Origin of the sequence: Pantoea sp. paga (genome assembly GCF_007558755.1) — a bacterium.
Lineage (GTDB): Bacteria > Pseudomonadota > Gammaproteobacteria > Enterobacterales > Enterobacteriaceae > Pantoea > Pantoea agglomerans.
The window spans coordinates 1-17,798 of the sequence record NZ_VLTF01000005.1; the positions used below are offsets into that span (position 1 = coordinate 1).

The following is a 17,798-nucleotide window of genomic DNA, read 5'->3' on the forward strand; positions in this document are numbered from 1 at the left end:
TTAAGTGAAGAAGCCCCGCACAGTAGTGCGGGGCTTTTTTACGTCTGCACTTTGCCACGTTAAGCTGAAACATTTTCATTTTCTGCATCAAACCTCGACATCTTACAACGAACAGGCTAATGTTGGGCATCTGGATGTCTAAACGTTTATATGGTTGTAAGAGGTGAGCAGGTTATGCCAATCAGGGTTCCCGACGAATTACCGGCAGTGAATTTTTTGCGTGACGAAAATGTCTTTGTGATGACATCGTCGCGCGCCAGTGTTCAGGAGATCCGCCCGCTTAAAGTGCTCATACTGAATCTGATGCCGAAAAAGATCGAAACGGAGAATCAGTTTCTGCGTCTGCTTTCCAACTCGCCCTTACAGATCGATATTCAGCTGCTGCGCATCGACAGCCGTGAGTCACGCAATACACCCACTGAGCACCTCAACAACTTCTACTGCAATTTTGAAGATATCCAGCATGATAACTACGATGGCTTAATCGTGACAGGTGCGCCACTCGGGCTGGTTGATTTTAATGATGTCGCTTACTGGCCACAGATTCAGCGCGTTCTGCACTGGGCAAATGAGCATGTCACCTCAACCCTGTTTGTCTGTTGGGCGGTGCAGGCTGCGCTTAACATTCTGTATGGTATTCCCAAGCAAACCCGGCATAACAAACTGTCTGGCGTCTATGAGCATCAGATACTGCATCCCCATGCGTTACTGACCCGCGGTTTTGATGATAATTTCCTCGCACCGCACTCACGCTATGCTGATTTTCCCACTCATTTGATTACGGATTACACCGATCTTGAGCTGTTTGCTGAATCGGAACAAACCGGTGCCTATCTGATGGCGAGTAAAGACAAACGTCTGGTGTTCGTTACCGGCCACCCGGAATATGATGCCCTGACGTTGTCTGGTGAGTATCATCGCGATTATGAAGCGGGAGTGAATCCGGAAGTCCCTTATAACTATTTCCCGCAGGATAATCCGGCCTTGCCACCCCGCGCCACATGGCGCAGTCACGGCAATCTGCTGTTCTCGAACTGGCTCAACTACTACGTTTACCAGATCACGCCGTTCGATCTGCGTCACATGAACCCAACGCTGGAATAGTCCCGTCTGAAGATCAACTGAACCGTGTTAGCCGATGGCAACACGGTTTTTTTTCGCCTGCAAAACGTTAAATGAAAGCAATTCCTTTAACTGATTAAATTTTTATTTCATATAAAACATCGAGATAGATGAATATTTTATTGAAAATGGAAATAGTTTTTGATTTAAAAAAATAAATGCTTATGCTCTGATCCTGTAGCTTACAAAATAAACACCGTGTGGATCCGCTGCTTTCGATCCTTTAAATACAGGAGAACGCCAGCATGACAGACTCAGTGATCAGCCATACCCTGATTTTCAGCCAGCCCTTTAGCCATGCCGAACAGCAGCTGTTAACGCCCGAGGCTGTTTCTTTTTTAGAGACTCTGGTCGCACGCTTTGCACCGCAACGCGAAGTGCTGTTATCGGCTCGCCAGCAGCGTCAGCAGCAATATGACCAGGGCTATCTGCCAGACTTCGATATGGAAACGGCTTCCATAAAAGCCAGTGAATGGCGTATTCAATCTATTCCGGCAGATTTAGAAGATCGTCGGGTCGAGATCACCGGCCCACCCGATCGGAAAATGGTAATTAACGCCCTGAACTCAAACGTTAAAGTCTTTATGGCCGACTTTGAAGATTCGCTGTCTCCGGAGTGGTCAAAGTTGATTGAAGGGCAGCTGACACTGCGCGAAGCAGTACAGGGCACCCTGAGTTATACCAGCGACAAAGGCAAAATTTATCAGCTCGGCGCTACCCCTGCCGTGCTGATGTGCCGGGTGCGCGGTCTGCATCTGTCAGAAAAACATGTCAGCTGGCAGGGGAAGGCAATTCCGGCCGGGCTGTTTGATTTCGCGCTCTATTTCTTCCACAACGTCCGGCCATTACTGGCCAAAGGCAGCGGTCCTTATTTCTATCTGCCGAAAACCGAGAGCTGGCAGGAGATCGCCTGGTGGCGTGAGATCTTCAGTTTCAGCGAGGATCAGTTCGATCTGCCGCGTGGCACGATCAAAGCCACTGTTTTGATCGAAACCTTACCCGCCGTGTTTCAGATGGATGAGATCCTGTGGAATCTGCGCGATCACATTGTTGGCCTCAACTGTGGCCGCTGGGATTACATCTTCAGCTATATCAAAACCCTGAAACAGCATGCGGATCGCGTGCTGCCGGATCGCCAGTCCGTCACCATGTCTCAGCCGTTCCTGGACGCTTATTCGCGACTGCTGATTAAAACCTGTCATCGCCGGGGCGCTTTTGCGATGGGCGGGATGTCAGCACTGATCCCCGCTAAAGATCCCACGCGCAATGCCTGGGTACTGCAGCGCGTGACGGAAGATAAGCAGCGGGAGGCAGGTAACGGGCATGACGGCACCTGGATTGCTCATCCTGGTCTGGCAGAGACCGCGATGGCGGTCTTCAACACCGCGCTGGGCGACCGGCCAAACCAGCTGCAGGTCATGCGGGAAGAGGATGCGCCGATCACGGCGGAGCAACTGCTGGCGCCCTGTCAGGGTGAGCGCACCGAAGCCGGTATGCGCGCCAACATCCGTGTTGCGCTGCAATATCTGGAAGCGTGGATCAGCGGTAACGGCTGTGTCCCGATTGACGGACTGATGGAGGATGCCGCCACCGCTGAGATCGCACGCACCTCAATCTGGCAATGGATTCGTCATCAGCAAATGCTGAACAACGGCCAGCAGGTCACAGCTGAACTGTTTCTGCGCTGGCTGAACGAAGAGCTGCATCTGCTGCAAAACGCGCTGGGCGAAGCCCACTTCAGCGCCGGTCGCTATGACGACGCGGCGCAGCTGATGGCTCAGATCACCACCGAGCGCGAGCTGGTTTCCTTTCTTACCCTGCCAGGCTATCGCCTGATCCCCTGAACAGAGGAGCTATTGCCATGACACGTACTCAACAGATCGATCAACTGGAACAACTCTGGCAGACCGCACGCTGGCAGGGCATTAGCCGCCCTTACAGCGCAGCAGAAGTCGTCAATCTGCGCGGCTCGGTCCTGCCCGCCTGTACGCTGGCAGAACGCGGTGCGGAGAAATTATGGGCGTTGCTGAATGGCGAGGCGAAGAAAGGGTATATCAATAGCCTGGGTGCGCTGAGCGGCGGGCAGGCATTGCAGCAGGCCAAAGCGGGCATCGAAGCGATCTACCTTTCTGGCTGGCAGGTGGCTGCGGATGCCAACGTGGCGGGGCAGATGTATCCCGATCAGTCACTCTACCCGGTGAACTCGGTGCCGGAGGTGGTGACGCGCATTAATCAGACTTTTCAGCGCGCCGATCAGATTCAGTGGTCCAGCGGCATTGAAGCGGGAGACAGCCGGCATACCGATTTCTTCCTGCCAATTGTGGCCGATGCTGAAGCTGGTTTTGGCGGCGTGCTGAATGCGTATGAGCTGATGAAGGCGATGATTCAGGCGGGCGCGGCGGCGGTCCACTTCGAAGATCAGCTGGCGGCGGTAAAAAAATGCGGTCACATGGGCGGCAAAGTTCTGGTACCGACTCAGGAAGCCATTCAGAAACTGGTGGCGGCACGGCTGGCTGCCGATGTGATGGGCGTGCCAACCGTGCTGCTGGCACGCACCGATGCCGACGCCGCTGACCTGATTACCTCAGACTGCGATGAATACGATCGGCCCTTTATCCAGGGCGACCGGACAGCAGAGGGCTTCTTTCGCACCCACGCCGGCATTGAACAGGCGATCAGTCGCGGGCTGGCCTATGCACCTTATGCAGACATCCTGTGGTGTGAAACCTCAACGCCGGATCTGGCGATGGCGCAGCGCTTTGCCGACGCCATTCATGCGCGTTTCCCCGGCAAGCTGCTGGCCTACAACTGTTCACCGTCGTTCAACTGGAAGAAGAACCTCGACGATCGCACCATCGCGAAGTTTCAGCAGGCGCTCAGCGATATGGGCTATCGCTTCCAGTTCATCACGCTGGCGGGCATCCACAGCATGTGGTTCAACATGTTCGATCTGGCCCACGCCTACGCCCAGGGCGAAGGTATGCGTCACTATGTTGAAAAGGTTCAGCAGCCTGAGTTCGCTGCCCGCGATCACGGTTACAGTTTCTCATCGCATCAGCAGGAGGTGGGCACCGGCTATTTTGATCAGGTGACCAATATCATTCAGGGCGGTAAGTCTTCGGTCACCGCGCTCACCGGTTCGACCGAAGAGCATCAGTTCTGACCCTTTTTCTCTGACTGATTCCCCGTCCGCAAACCGCGGGCGGGCGTTTACCGGAGCTGATTATGCCGCCACGCGAATCATTGATCGCCCACACTATCCTGCAGGGTTTTGATGCGCAGTATGGCCGCTTTCTCGACATCACTGCTGGCGCGCAGCAGCGGTTTGAGCAGGCGGAATGGCAGGCGGTGCAGCATGCCATGAAGGCCCGCATCCATCTCTATGATCATCATGTCAGCCTGGTTGCCGATCAATTGCGGGTGCTGAACGGTGCGGCCAGCTGGGATGAGATGTTCTGGCTGCGGGTTAAGGACCACTATCAAAGCCTGCTGCCCGGCTATCCACGGCATGAAATTGCCGAAAGCTTCTTTAATTCCGTCTACTGCCGGTTACATGGACATGCCGATCTGCAGCCGGACCGGCTGTTTATCTTCAGCTCTCAATCCCTGACCGCGCCGGTCACACCTTTGCGCCCGTTATCGCGCCGTTATCAGCCGGAGCGGGGCTGGCTGGCACTGGTGGATCAGGTGTTGAGCGATTTACCGCTGACGTTGCCGTGGCAGCACCGCGCTCGCGACGTCGGCTGGATTGTCCGCCACCTGCAGTCGCATTTTCCCAGGCTGGACCAGGGCTGGCTCGAGGTTAACAGTGAACTCTTCTATCGTAACAAAACCGCCTGGCTGGTGGCGCGCCTGCATCTGCCGGGGGGCATTTTGCCCTGTCTGCTGCCGATCCAGCGCAGTGAAACGGGCGAACTGTGGATCGACACCTGTCTGACCGATGTGAATGACGCCAGCATTGTGTTTGGTTTTGCCCGCGCCTATTTCATGGTTTATGCGCCAGTGCCTGCGGCGCTGGTTGCCTGGCTGCAACCGATTCTGCCTGGCAAAACCCTGGCGGAGCGCTATATGGCGATTGGCTGCCAGAAGCACGGTAAAACCGAGAGCTATCGCGAATATCTTCAGGCGCTGACAGAGAATAAGACGGCCTTTGAGATCGCACCCGGCGTGCGCGGTATGGTGATGCTGGTCTTCACGCTGCCGGGCTTTGACTGGGTGTTCAAGGTCATCAGGGATCGCTTCGCGCCGCAAAAAGAGGTGACGGAAGCACAGGTTCGCGCCTGTTATCAGCAGGTCAAAGAGCACGATCGCGTGGGACGTATGGCGGATACGCAGGAGTTCGAGCAGTTTGCGCTGCCGCTGTCGCGCATCTCACCGGCGCTGCTGGCAGAGCTCCACGCCTGCGTGGCTGAGAAGCTGCATATCGAAGGCGATCGCCTGATTATTCGTCATCTGTGGCTGGAGCGCCGTATGCAGCCGCTCAATCTCTACCTGGCCCAGGCGAATGCCGCAGAGCGACGTCACGCGATTGAGGAGTATGGAAATGCTATCCGACAGCTGGCGGCGGCCAATATCTTTCCCGGAGACATGCTGTTTAAAAACTTCGGCATCACCCGCCATGGCCGGGTGATTTTTTACGATTACGATGAGATCCGCCCGATGCAGGAGCTGCACTTCCGGGAGGTGCCCGCGGCGCGCTATGAGGAGGATGAACTCAGCGCCGAGCCCTGGTACAGCGTCGGGCCGGACGATGTCTTCCCGGAAACCTTCCGCTATGCGTTATGCAGTGAAGCCGCTACCGGCGCATTGCTGCTGCAACTGCATCCGGAGATATTCGACGCCCGCTGGTGGCGCGCGCAGCAGCAGCGCATTGCCCAGGGCCATGTGGAAGAGGTGATCGCCTGGCGGCAGACGCAGCGTTTCAGCGTCTGCTACGGTGCAGAAACCGTTAACGACCGCTGTACGCCAGCGTAACCTGGCGCGCTTCGCGGATGACCAGTGCACCTAATTCAGTAATCCGATCGTCTGTCATGCGGGCGATGGGGCCGGAGATGGAGAGCGCGGCAAACGCCTCGCCATGTTCGTCATAGATTGGCGCGGCGACACAGCGTAGTCCAAGCGCATGCTCTTCATCATCAAACGAGAAGCCCGCTTTGCGCACCAGCGCCAGATTCTCTTTCAGACTCTGCGGCGACATCAGGGTTTTCGGCGTGTAGTAATGTAATCCTTTCTGATGCAGCAGGGCGGTGACCTGCTCATCACCCAAGTGGGCCAGGAACGCTTTACCTGCGCCAGACGCATGCATCGGCAGCTTGCCGCCAATCGGCGCGGACATTCGCATCAGCTGGGTACACTGCACCTGATCAATGATCACCGCCTGGTGATCGCTGAGATCCAGCACCGCCAGATTCACCGTTTCACCGGACTGCTCCATCAGGCTACGCAGCACCGGGTGTACCAGCGCCAGCAGGTTACGGCTCTGCAGGAAACTGCTGCCGACCACGAAGGCGTGTGCGCCGATCGTCCACAGCCCGAGATCGCCCACCTGCCGGACAAAACCCTGCTGCTGCATGGTGCTGAGCAGGCGATGCGTGGTGGAGTTAGGCAAACCCGCCTGCTGCGCCAGCTCGGTCAGCGCTACGCTGCCATGTGAGTCAGCAATCAGCTCCAGCAGCGTCAGGCCACGGGTCAGCGATTGCACCTGACCGCCCGCGGGTGCGGCGACAGGGGTGCCACGGGGTTTCTTGCCGCGCTTAACAGGAACCGGCGTTGCCATCATTGTTTCTCCTTTTACATTGTGGAAATCATTTTCGTTTTAATCACGCGCATTGCAAACGCTGGTTTTCTGGTCAGACCTGTATAGCCGTGACCTGAAAATCTCTCATTCGAGGTTACTTTGTCGCCTGACCAGCTTGTGCCAGAATGAAAAACGGGCTTTTCCGCCAGCAGACTGACGTGAATGGGGCAACAGTGAGCAATAAAATCGACGCGTTAAAGCAGCAGCTCGCACAACGCATTATGGTGCTGGATGGTGGTATGGGCACCATGATCCAGAGCTATAAGCTGGAAGAAGAGGATTATCGCGGCAGCCGTTTTGCTGACTGGCCTTGCGATCTCAAAGGCAACAACGATCTGCTGGTGCTGAGTAAACCAGCGGTGATCCGCGAGATCCACGACGCATATCTGGCGGCGGGTACGGATATCCTCGAAACCAACACCTTTAACGCCACGTCGATTGCGATGGCGGATTACCAGATGGAAAGTTTATCGGCGGAGATCAATTTTGAAGCGGCCCGCCTGGCGCGAGCCTGCGCCGATGCGTGGACGGCGAAAACGCCGGATCGTCCGCGCTATGTTGCGGGTGTGCTCGGCCCGACCAACCGCACCTGCTCGATCTCACCCGACGTCAACGATCCTGCCTACCGTAACGTTACTTTTAATCAGCTGGTGGAGGCGTACCGCGAATCGACCCGCGCGCTGGTGGAGGGCGGTTCCGACATCATCATGATTGAAACGGTGTTCGATACGCTGAATGCCAAAGCAGCCGTCTATGCGGTGCAGACCGAGATGGAAGCGCTTGGCGTTGCGCTGCCGCTGATGATCTCCGGCACTATCACCGACGCCTCCGGCCGAACGCTCTCTGGCCAGACAACCGAAGCTTTTTACAACTCGCTGCGTCACGCCGAACCGCTCTCTTTTGGCCTGAACTGCGCACTGGGACCCGACGAGCTTCGTCAGTATGTGGCGGAACTGTCGCGCATCGCTGAAGGCTACGTGACCGCCCATCCCAACGCCGGTCTGCCCAATGCCTTTGGCGAATATGATCTGGATGCGGAAGTGATGGCGCAGCAGATTGGTGAATGGGCCACCGCCGGATTCCTGAACATTATCGGCGGCTGCTGTGGCACCACACCGCAACATATCGCTGCCATGGTGGCGGCGGTTGAAGGCGTCGCACCGCGTCAGTTGCCGACGATCCCGGTGGCCTGTCGTCTCTCCGGTCTGGAGCCGCTTAACATCACCGCAGAGTCACTGTTTGTTAACGTCGGTGAGCGCACCAACGTCACCGGCTCGGCAAAATTTAAACGGCTGATCAAAGAAGAGAAGTATAACGAAGCGCTGGAAGTAGCGTTGCAGCAGGTGCAGAGCGGCGCGCAGATCATCGACATCAACATGGATGAGGGCATGCTCGACACCGAGGCGGCGATGGTGCGCTTTCTGAATCTGATTGCTGGCGAACCGGATATCGCCCGCGTGCCGATCATGATCGACTCCTCAAAATGGGAGGTGATTGAGAAAGGGTTGCAGTGCATACAGGGCAAAGGGATCGTGAACTCAATTTCGATGAAAGAGGGTGAAGCGGCCTTTATTCATCATGCCCGTCAGGTCCGGCGTTACGGCGCGGCGATGGTGGTCATGGCGTTTGACGAAGTGGGTCAGGCGGATACCCGCGCCCGAAAAATTGAGATCTGCCGCCGTGCTTACCGGATCCTCACCGAACAGGTCGGCTTCCCGCCGGAAGATATTATCTTCGACCCCAACATCTTTGCGGTCGCCACCGGCATCGACGAACACAACAACTACGCCATGGATTTCATTGGTGCCTGCGAAGATATCAAGCGCGAGCTGCCCCATGCGATGATCTCCGGCGGCGTCTCCAACGTATCGTTTTCATTCCGTGGCAACGATCCGGTGCGTGAAGCGATACATGCCGTCTTTCTCTATTACGCCATCCGTAAAGGCATGGATATGGGCATCGTCAACGCAGGCCAGCTGGCCATCTATGACGATTTGCCGGCAGAACTGCGCGAGGCGGTAGAGGATGTGATTCTTAACCGGCGGGATGATGGCACCGAGCGGCTGCTGACGCTGGCGGAGAAATACCGTGGCGGCAAAAGCGATGGCTCGCAGGAAAAACAGCTCGCGGAATGGCGCAGCTGGGACGTGGTGAAACGGCTGGAGTATTCGCTGGTCAAGGGGATCACCGAGTTTATCGAGCAGGATACCGAAGAGGCGCGCCAGCAGGTGCCACGTCCGATAGAGGTGATTGAAGGCCCGCTGATGTCCGGCATGAACGTGGTCGGTGACCTGTTCGGTGAGGGCAAGATGTTCCTGCCGCAGGTGGTGAAATCGGCGCGCGTGATGAAGCAGGCGGTGGCGTATCTGGAACCCTTTATCGAAGCCAGTAAAGAGGCGGGGCGCAGCAACGGTAAAATCGTGCTGGCCACGGTCAAAGGCGACGTACACGACATCGGCAAAAATATTGTCGGCGTGGTGCTGCAGTGTAATAACTACGAAATCATTGACCTTGGCGTGATGGTGCCGGGCGAAAAAATTCTTAAAACGGCGCGCGAAGTGAATGCGGACATCATCGGCTTATCAGGCCTGATTACGCCGTCGCTGGATGAGATGGTCAACATGGCGAAAGAGATGGAGCGTCAGGGCTTTACCTTACCGCTGCTGATTGGCGGCGCGACCACCTCGAAGGCGCATACCGCTGTCAAAATTGAGCAGCATTACAGCGGCCCGACGGTCTACGTGCAGAACGCCTCACGAACCGTTGGCGTGGTGTCGTCGCTGCTTTCCGCTACCTTAAAAGAGGATTTCGTCGCCCGAACCCGCAAAGAGTACGAGACCGTGCGCATTCAGCATGCACGCAAAAAGCCGCGCACGCCGCCGGTCTCGCTGCAGGCGGCGCGCGATAATGCCACCTCAATTGACTGGGAGAGTTACACGCCACCCGTGCCGCATCGTCCCGGGGTCAGCCAGGTGGAGGCCAGCATTGAAACGCTGCGCAACTACATCGACTGGACGCCGTTCTTTATGACCTGGTCGCTGGCGGGCAAATATCCCCGTATCATGGAGGATGAGGTGGTGGGTGAAGAGGCGCAGCGTCTGTTTGCCGATGCTAATGCGATGCTCGACAGATTAAGCCAGCAGTCGCTGCTGAAGCCACGTGGCGTGGTCGGTATTTTTCCGGCTAACCGGGTCGGCGATGATATTCATCTCTACAGTGATGAGCGGCGTGATGAGATTTTGTGTGTGAGCCATCACTTACGCCAGCAGACCGAAAAAACCGACTTCGCCAACTACTGTCTGGCGGATTTTGTGGCCCCGAAATCGAGCGGTAAAGCGGACTATCTCGGGGCCTTTGCGGTGACCGGTGGGCTGGAAGAGGATGCGCTGGCGGAGGCGTACGATCGTCAGCATGACGACTACAACAAGATCATGGTGAAAGCGCTGGCTGACCGTCTGGCGGAAGCCTTTGCCGAATACCTGCACGAGCGGGTACGTAAGGTGATCTGGGGCTTCGCGCCTAACGAAAATCTCAGTAATGAAGAGCTGATTCGGGAAAATTATCAGGGGATACGTCCGGCGCCAGGCTATCCGGCCTGCCCGGAGCACACTGAGAAAGCCGCCATCTGGCGTCTGCTGGCGGTGGAAGAACAGACCGGCATGAAGCTCACCGAATCCTTTGCCATGTGGCCGGGCGCGTCAGTCTCTGGCTGGTACTTCAGCCATCCTGACAGCCGCTATTTCGCCGTGGCGCAGATCCAGCGTGACCAGGTGGAAGATTATGCGGCACGCAAAGGGATGTCGGTCACGGAAGTGGAGCGCTGGCTGGCGCCGAATCTCGGCTACGACGCGGACTAAGTAAAAAAGCGGCCTGAGGGCCGCTTCAGACTGCTGACAAATCCAGCTCCGGTTAAATCTGGCAGCAATGAAGAAACTCAACGCGCAGGGAACCCGGTCAGAGGAGGAAAGCGTCCCGCGCCAGGGACGGCGCTGGCCGAGCGGCCAGGGATGGCATTAGCGCCTTTCCGATCTGACCGGGTTCCCTGAGCAGGCGCGATCTCATTGCTATGCTTTGCTTCAGGCGTATGCTCCCTGAGCCTGCTTTCTGTTAACCGCATGAAACGGCCCTGAGGCCGCCATCTGCTTAGTTAAAGCGAGCGTCGCGATCGGACGTCAGATCATACAGCTGGTACTTGCGACCCAGCATCTGACCGCCATCACGCGTCAGCGGCACCCAGTTCACCTGCGCGCGACCGCGCGTTGGCGTCACGGTGAACAGATCCATTGGGATAGAGATATAGAAGCCTTTGGTGAAGTCGCCTTCGCCATACTCTTCAGACGAGACGTTGGTTTTGGTGGCATAGACACCCACCATCACGCCGCTGTCGAAGCGCTTCGACACATCGACCGTCACGCCTTTATCTTTCGCCAGATACTGACCGACGCTGGTTTTCACCAATACATCCTGCATGAACCATGGACGCCAGTAACCCGTCAGGTTGCCGGTTGAGGCTTTATAGCGATTGAACTGCATCATGTTGTCCCAGTCACGCTGACGGACATAGTTGGCATCGACGCCCACCGCCCAGTTCGCATCGACCGGACGATAGAGCAGCTCGCCGCCCACGCCGCCGTACATCGTCTCCAGGTACCCGCCGTAAACCTGACCATAGAAGCCGTTACCGAGGTGGCCCATATAGTTTGCCTGCAGATCGTTGACGTAGACGTTGTTCTCAACGTAGTCGCGGATATGGGTACGCACGCGCGGCAGCGAAGAGTCCGCCGGTGCGCCGTTGTAGTTGAACTTGTCGTAGTTGTTGGCGAGGTTACCAAACAGACTACCACCCACCAGCAGGTGATCCGTCAGCCAGTAATCAGCGTTAGCCATTACGCCGACCTGATACATATAGAAGCTTTCCGGGCCGCCCACCGACTGATTCAGCACCGGTGAGAGGCTGTAGTTCAGGCGATCCTGACGGATAAACATACCCTGCTCGGTGCTACCCGGATCGACCGGTTCTTTGCGTGTCTGTTGCAGTGACTGCTCATGGCCCAGCGGATAGCCTTCCAGATTGTTACGCAGGCTGGCGACCTGCGTCTCAGTCGTCACCTGTGGCATGTTAAAGCGCGACTCGGTGACATTGATGGTGTCGATGCCGTCAGGCAGGTGGTTCATGATGATGCGGTTAGCACGATCCACCCCTTCACGGGTATCGCGATACTTTGTCTGTTCGCCTGACACATAGATCGTGTGACCCTGAGTCTGAATACGCGGACCATCGAGACCGGCATTGTATTTCAGATCGGTCAGCTGAGTGCCCACCACCGTCGGCTCCAGCAACTTAGGTTGCGGCTGCGGATTGTAGGAAGGCTTCTCACTGTCGATGTGCGCCTGACGCAGATCGTTGAAGTTGGTGCGAATGGTGACACCAAACATAAAGGTGTTACCGCGTTCGTAGCTGGCGTTGATGTCAGCCCAGTCGGTCACGCGATAAATCGCTCCGACGTTGAGCTTGCTGCGCTGCTCAAGGCGACCAGCAAAGTCATTCTGGTAGTCGTTGCCCTCATACTCCATTTTAAGGCGCAGCGGCTGCCAGGGCGTCTGATACTCCACGCCGCCAAACAGCGCCGTCGGGCCGTGGAACATCTGCGAGCCGTTGATTGAACCCGCTTCGCCCACCTGCGGACGCTGGCAATAGCTGTCGCTGTATGAGCAGAAGGGATTCTTCACGGTGCCGCTGTTGCCGAGATAGCCCCAGCCAAGCCCCAGGGTAAAGTCGAACGGTCCCCATGCTTTGGTCGCCACCAGATATTCGCTGTCGAACAGACCGGTACCGCCCAGATCGCGGGTGCCCACCGCCACTTCCGGCAGCCAGAAGCCCTCCTGCCACAGACGGAGTTTCAGGTCGAAGGCTTTATCTTTATAGCTCTGCGTGCCGCTGAATTCTGAGACCGCACTGTACTGACGGGTACGAACGTCGGTATACCGCACCGTGGTCTCCAGCCAGGGAAAGAGCTGCAGTGACGCGGAGTAGTATCGGTACTGATCGTTGTCGCGCGCGTTGAGGCTGAACTCGCCCTCTTTGGCCATGCGCGCCGTCGGCACCTGCATCAGACCCACGCCGCCGAAATCGGATTGTGAAGGGCCCACCGGCTCGGGCCAGGTGTCAGCCTGCGCCTGACAGGCTGCCGCCACAGAAACAGCCAACAGGCTGAAGAGATAACGTTTTTTCATCAGTCTGGTATCCGGTGAGTCAGTACGGAAAGGATGCGTTCATTAAGGTCTTCATAGCTGCCTGGCAGGCTCCATGACGAAAAACCGAGCCAGATAATGCTGCCTGGCTCCACTTCCGCGTGGCGATGATTCCAGTAGGCAACCGGCACCTGCTGTGTGGCGCCTGAAGGTGCAATCACCGTGACAAAATTGCGTTCTGCCCCGGAGAGTGCGTCATGACCATCCAGATAGTCGCGTACTGATTTACCCGGCTGCCAGCTCACTTTGCCTGCGCCGCTCAGCGCGCCGAGCAGCAGCACAGAATCGGAGGGGGCCTGCAGATAGAGGTCATAGCTGCCTTCCAGCCGACGGTTGTCAGCCGGATGCAGACGGATCCAGTCCGGGTCGAGCGACGTGAACTGGCGACCTGCCACTTTGATGGCGTTCAGCTGGCGGATCACCTCATCAATGGCCGCCGCCCGATCGCCGCTGCTGTCGGCACGCCAGGCACGTAACGCGCCCAGCGTCTGTTGATAGTGCTGCTGTGCTACTGCACTGGCGCCGCGCTCGGCAATAAAGGTCGCGCGCCAGTCAGTGTTGACCTGCAGTGGAGGCAGAGTCACCAGCTGGGACAGATCCGCGACCTGGCTCAGCTCAGCCTGACCGCCGTTGTGCGGTGCATGAACGATAACCTGCGCGGTTGCCTGCGCTTCTGCGGCGCTGAACAGGCTCAGCCCGGCCAGCAAAAAAGTGATTTTTTTCATGATTTCGCCGGCTTCAGAATAGTGATATCTACAGGGAAGGCGTCTGCCGCCAGCATCTGATGGGCCTGCACCACATCGCCGCTGCTGTTATCGATCCAGAAGGTGTTTTCCCACTCGCGGTTACTGCTGTCGATGCTCACCTGCTCATGCCAGACGCGGCACGGAATGCGGTTGCCCGCCACGGTCAGGACTTCGTCGGTGCCGCGCTGGAAGGTTGAACGCACAGTCGCGCCGCGAACCTTGCCCTGTTCGGTCCACTGCACGATGCGGGTCCAGCCTGCGTCGTTGCTGATATGCAGGCTGTCAGCGAGCGGATCCTGTTGCAGATTGCTGACGCTCAGCAGGTTATCCGGCAAGCCCAGGGTTTTAACCAGGCGGCCATGCTGTGTCGCCAGCATCGCCTGATCCTGTGTCACCCATTTCTGCTGACCTTTCTCGTTGTAGCCGAGCACCACAAAAATGCGCGGACCTTCATTCAGGCGAGCATAGAGACTGGCATAGGGAAGATTGTTGACCTGTTGATCGGTAACGGTCACGTCGTCCGGACCGTTAACCGCAAGCAGCAGCGTCTGTTCAAGACCTTTTTGCGTTTGTGTACAGGCCTGCAGCAGCAGGCAAGCGAGCAGCAGAGGAAGTTGGCGCACTGTGTGTCCCTGATAAGTCATGCCAAAGTAAAAAATAACCACACAGGCGTGTGGTTATGTTTAAAGGTGCTCTGCCCGTCCCGTTCCGGCTGCAGAAATACAGGTTACGTGGCTCAGCGTCATCACTCACCGAAGTCAGTGGTTCAGCCTCTGCCCGTTTGCTGCAGATCAGCAATCAGACGGGGGTCGGGCATCCATCAACGAGTGGTGCTCGTCGTGGTCGTGGTTGTTGTACCGGTATTTGCACCGTCACCACCGCCAGAAGCGGCAATGCCGAGCCCGACCAGCGCGCCAAGTGCACCGATACCCACAGCGGTCGACGTGCCAGCAGAGATTGCTCCCGCCTGCGCGCCAGCTGCGGTACCAGCTTCTTCCGGCGCAGCAAATGCGCTGGAAGAGACGGCAACGAAGATCAAGGCTGCACCGGCAACCATAGTTTTTTTCATAACAGCGTTTCCTGCATTGAGTGAATGAAGGATCTCTGTCCGCTGAGGTTGCAACACAGTCAGACTGCGGCAAAATCGACGGACAGTCCCATTGCGGGCGCGTTCAGTATAGGGCAACAAAATACCAGAGTTCAGCACCGGAAAAACCAGGGTGAATAGCGGGGTGGACGCGTGATTTAATTAGCTGGATTGGGGATAACTACTTTTTATATCGGAATATTTCGGGCTGATGCCAGATATTTCGCTGCTGGCGAATCAATTGCAAAGCGTAATGTTCTTTTTTATTAATATCTGGTACGGAATAAGAATAATCAGAATTTACTGAGGATTGCTGAAACTGAATATGATTATGAATCAATGGCTAACAATAGAGATCGTCCCGTTTCAGGGCCATTTTATACTTTAGATCGGTCCGTTCAGTGTATCGATGTTCAGAATTATCTTAGGGGATTTTAAGACTTTTCCCTGACAATCCATCCTCCCCGACGATATAAACAGCCCATTCAGATGTAAAGACAGACAAAAAAAGGGCGGCAAAGTGGCCGCCCGATGAAATTAACGCCGATTAACGCCAGGATTTATAGCGGTTAATTAAGGCATTAGTGGAGCTGTCGTGAGTGGTAATTTCGTCCTCGTTTTCCAGTTCCGGCAGAATACGGTTCGCCAGCTGCTTACCTAATTCCACACCCCACTGATCGAAGGTGAAGATATTCAGGATGGCACCCTGAGTGAAGATTTTGTGCTCATACAGGGCAATCAGTGCACCCAGGCTGTAGGGAGTAATCTCACGCAGCAGGATGGAGTTAGTCGGGCGGTTACCTTCAAACACCTTGAACGGCACGATATGGGCCACAGACTCTGCGGATTTACCGGCATCGGTAAACTCTTTCTCTACGACGTCGCGTGACTTACCAAACGCCAGCGCTTCAGTCTGGGCAAAGAAGTTAGAGAGCAGCTTCGGATGGTGATCCGCGAGTGCGTTATGGGTAATGGCCGGGGCAATAAAGTCACACGGAACCAGCTTGGTACCCTGATGGATCAGCTGATAAAACGCGTGCTGACCGTTGGTGCCAGGTTCGCCCCAGATGATTGGGCCAGTCTGGTAGTCTACCGGATGACCGGCACGATCCACATACTTGCCGTTTGACTCCATATTCCCCTGCTGGAAATAGGCGGCAAAGCGGTGCATGTACTGGTCGTAAGGCAGAATCGCTTCGGTTTCAGCACCAAAGAAATTGTTGTACCAGATGCCAATCAGCGCCAGCAGCACCGGCAGGTTCTGCTCAGCCGGCGCAGAGGCGAAGTGCTGGTCCATGGCATGTGCGCCGCTCAGCAGCTGCTCGAAGTTATCGAAGCCAATCGAGAGAATAATCGACAGGCCGATCGCTGACCACAGTGAATAGCGGCCGCCAACCCAGTCCCAGAATTCAAACATGTTGTTGGTGTCGATACCGAATTCGCCCACCGCTTTGGCGTTGGTCGACAGCGCAGCAAAGTGTTTCGCTACGTGTTGCTGGTCGCCCGCCGTTTTCAGGAACCAGTCGCGCGCGCTGTGGGCGTTGGTCATGGTTTCCTGGGTGGTGAAGGTTTTCGATGCCACCAGGAACAGGGTGGTTTCCGGGCTGAGATCTTTCAGCGTTTCGGCGATGTGGGTGCCGTCAACGTTAGAAACAAAATGCATGTTCAGATGGTTTTTGTACGGGCGCAGCGCTTCAGTCACCATAAACGGGCCGAGGTCAGAGCCGCCGATACCGATATTCACCACGTCGGTGATCGCTTTACCGGTATAGCCTTTCCATTCGCCGCTGATGATGCGCTCAGAGAAGCCTTTCATCTTATCCAGCACCGCGTTGACCTCTGGCATCACATCTTTGCCATCCACCAGAATCGGTGTGTTACTCCGGTTACGCAGCGCGACGTGCAGCACCGCACGATCTTCGGTGCGGTTAATCTTCTCACCCGAGAACATAGACTTAATGGCACCGCTCAGGTCGGTCTCTTTGGCCAGCGCCTGTAACTTATCGAGGGTTTCCTGGGTGATGCGGTTTTTAGAGAAATCCACCAGCATCTGATCATCAAAGGTGGCAGAGAATTTGGCAAAACGATCGGCATCCTGGGCGAACAGATCGGCAATTTCTACCGACTTCATCTGCTCAAAATGCTGTTGCAGCGCTTTCCAGGCTGCGGTTTGTGTCGGATTGATATTTTTCATGGCAACACTCTTGTTGATATTAAGAACCGTCATTCCATCGGAGGCACATCATGCCCGTTTAGCGTTTCAGTATGACCACAGTTGTAACTGAAAGGAAAAATTTTGTCAGCGCGCGCCGGACAGGCGATCTGAACGCCGCTGTTTATCGCCAGCATTCACTGGCGCGAACAGCCAGCGGACCGCAGAGGCAACGCGCGGTAAAGTGTGACGCGAAAGTCTGCGCAAAACGTTGTGCCGTATCAGGGATTGCTGCATGGGCTGAACCCATTAAGCACTGTAGCCGCTGCGACGCAGAGTCATTTGTTTTCTGATGCGGCGCTCCGGTCATCGCTGACATTGACAGCAGGTCCAGAAAAGGCTAGATCTATGCGCCTACTTGCGCACCTGTGCGCAAGCCAGAAGAGGCGCGTCGCCCAGGCAGTGTGTTGGAGGAACCGTATCCGGTGAAAACACATGATGGGGAGCGACGCCGAGGTGGGTCAGCACGCGGTGTGCTGCCTGTCGGCTACAGGGGCTGAATCCTCTGGGTTGTCACCAGAAACGTCTGCAGTCGACGTTTCGCAAGGTGGGGCGCTTCTGGGTGACTCGTCTATCCGATCT

General features: G+C 56.3%; 11 protein-coding genes and 1 riboswitch. Of the genes, 5 read left to right on the plus strand and 6 right to left on the minus strand.

Annotated features, from left to right (window positions below; genetic code table 11):
• Nucleotides 1-174: 174 nt before the first annotated feature.
• From metA to aceK, 4 genes are all read left to right on the plus strand, one after another.
• Nucleotides 175-1,104 carry a homoserine O-succinyltransferase gene (metA, locus tag FOV68_RS14590; protein ID WP_031593864.1) on the plus strand — a complete coding sequence of 310 codons (930 nt, stop codon included), beginning with the start codon at nucleotides 175-177 and terminating at the stop codon, nucleotides 1,102-1,104.
• A gap of 263 nt (nucleotides 1,105-1,367) precedes the next feature.
• The gene (gene aceB, locus FOV68_RS14595; RefSeq protein ID WP_143991120.1) at nucleotides 1,368-2,966 is read left to right on the plus strand and encodes a malate synthase A; all 1,599 of its coding nucleotides are present in this window, start codon (nucleotides 1,368-1,370) and stop codon (nucleotides 2,964-2,966) included.
• A gap of 17 nt (nucleotides 2,967-2,983) precedes the next feature.
• On the plus strand, nucleotides 2,984-4,285 hold the full coding sequence (gene aceA / locus FOV68_RS14600) for an isocitrate lyase (RefSeq protein ID WP_143991121.1): 1,302 nt from the start codon (nucleotides 2,984-2,986) through the stop codon (nucleotides 4,283-4,285).
• A gap of 62 nt (nucleotides 4,286-4,347) precedes the next feature.
• The gene (gene aceK, locus FOV68_RS14605; protein WP_143991122.1) at nucleotides 4,348-6,096 is read left to right on the plus strand and encodes a bifunctional isocitrate dehydrogenase kinase/phosphatase; all 1,749 of its coding nucleotides are present in this window, start codon (nucleotides 4,348-4,350) and stop codon (nucleotides 6,094-6,096) included.
• Here aceK and iclR read toward each other — a convergent pair.
• Nucleotides 6,071-6,898 (minus strand): glyoxylate bypass operon transcriptional repressor IclR, encoded by an 828-nt coding sequence (gene iclR / locus FOV68_RS14610; RefSeq protein WP_010252683.1) that lies wholly within the window; start codon nucleotides 6,896-6,898, stop codon nucleotides 6,071-6,073. The genes aceK and iclR overlap by 26 nt on opposite strands.
• A gap of 194 nt (nucleotides 6,899-7,092) precedes the next feature.
• On the opposite strand from iclR, the gene metH reads away from it, so the two are divergent.
• Nucleotides 7,093-10,776: a methionine synthase gene (gene metH, locus FOV68_RS14615; protein WP_143991202.1), complete on the plus strand. Its 3,684-nt coding sequence runs from the start codon at nucleotides 7,093-7,095 to the stop codon at nucleotides 10,774-10,776.
• 286 nt (nucleotides 10,777-11,062) lie between these two features.
• Here metH and FOV68_RS14620 read toward each other — a convergent pair whose 3' ends face one another.
• The 5 genes from FOV68_RS14620 to pgi form a co-directional block, all read right to left on the minus strand.
• Nucleotides 11,063-13,153: a YjbH domain-containing protein gene (locus FOV68_RS14620; protein WP_143991123.1), complete on the minus strand. Its 2,091-nt coding sequence runs from the start codon at nucleotides 13,151-13,153 to the stop codon at nucleotides 11,063-11,065.
• On the minus strand, nucleotides 13,153-13,896 hold the full coding sequence (locus FOV68_RS14625; RefSeq protein WP_039392155.1) for a capsule biosynthesis GfcC family protein: 744 nt from the start codon (nucleotides 13,894-13,896) through the stop codon (nucleotides 13,153-13,155). The genes FOV68_RS14620 and FOV68_RS14625 overlap by 1 nt, the downstream gene beginning before the upstream one ends.
• Nucleotides 13,893-14,540: a YjbF family lipoprotein gene (locus FOV68_RS14630; protein WP_143991124.1), complete on the minus strand. Its 648-nt coding sequence runs from the start codon at nucleotides 14,538-14,540 to the stop codon at nucleotides 13,893-13,895. Before FOV68_RS14630 ends, FOV68_RS14625 begins: the two co-directional genes overlap by 4 nt.
• Before the next feature lie 197 nt (nucleotides 14,541-14,737).
• Nucleotides 14,738-14,986 carry an exopolysaccharide production protein YjbE gene (yjbE, locus tag FOV68_RS14635; protein ID WP_010252668.1) on the minus strand — a complete coding sequence of 83 codons (249 nt, stop codon included), beginning with the start codon at nucleotides 14,984-14,986 and terminating at the stop codon, nucleotides 14,738-14,740.
• A gap of 565 nt (nucleotides 14,987-15,551) precedes the next feature.
• Nucleotides 15,552-17,198, minus strand: a complete 1,647-nt coding sequence (gene pgi / locus FOV68_RS14640; RefSeq protein ID WP_033759516.1) for a glucose-6-phosphate isomerase — start codon at nucleotides 17,196-17,198, stop codon at nucleotides 15,552-15,554.
• Between the two features lie 391 nt (nucleotides 17,199-17,589).
• Nucleotides 17,590-17,782: riboswitch (Lysine riboswitch) on the plus strand.
• The last annotated feature ends 16 nt before the right edge of the window (nucleotides 17,783-17,798 follow it).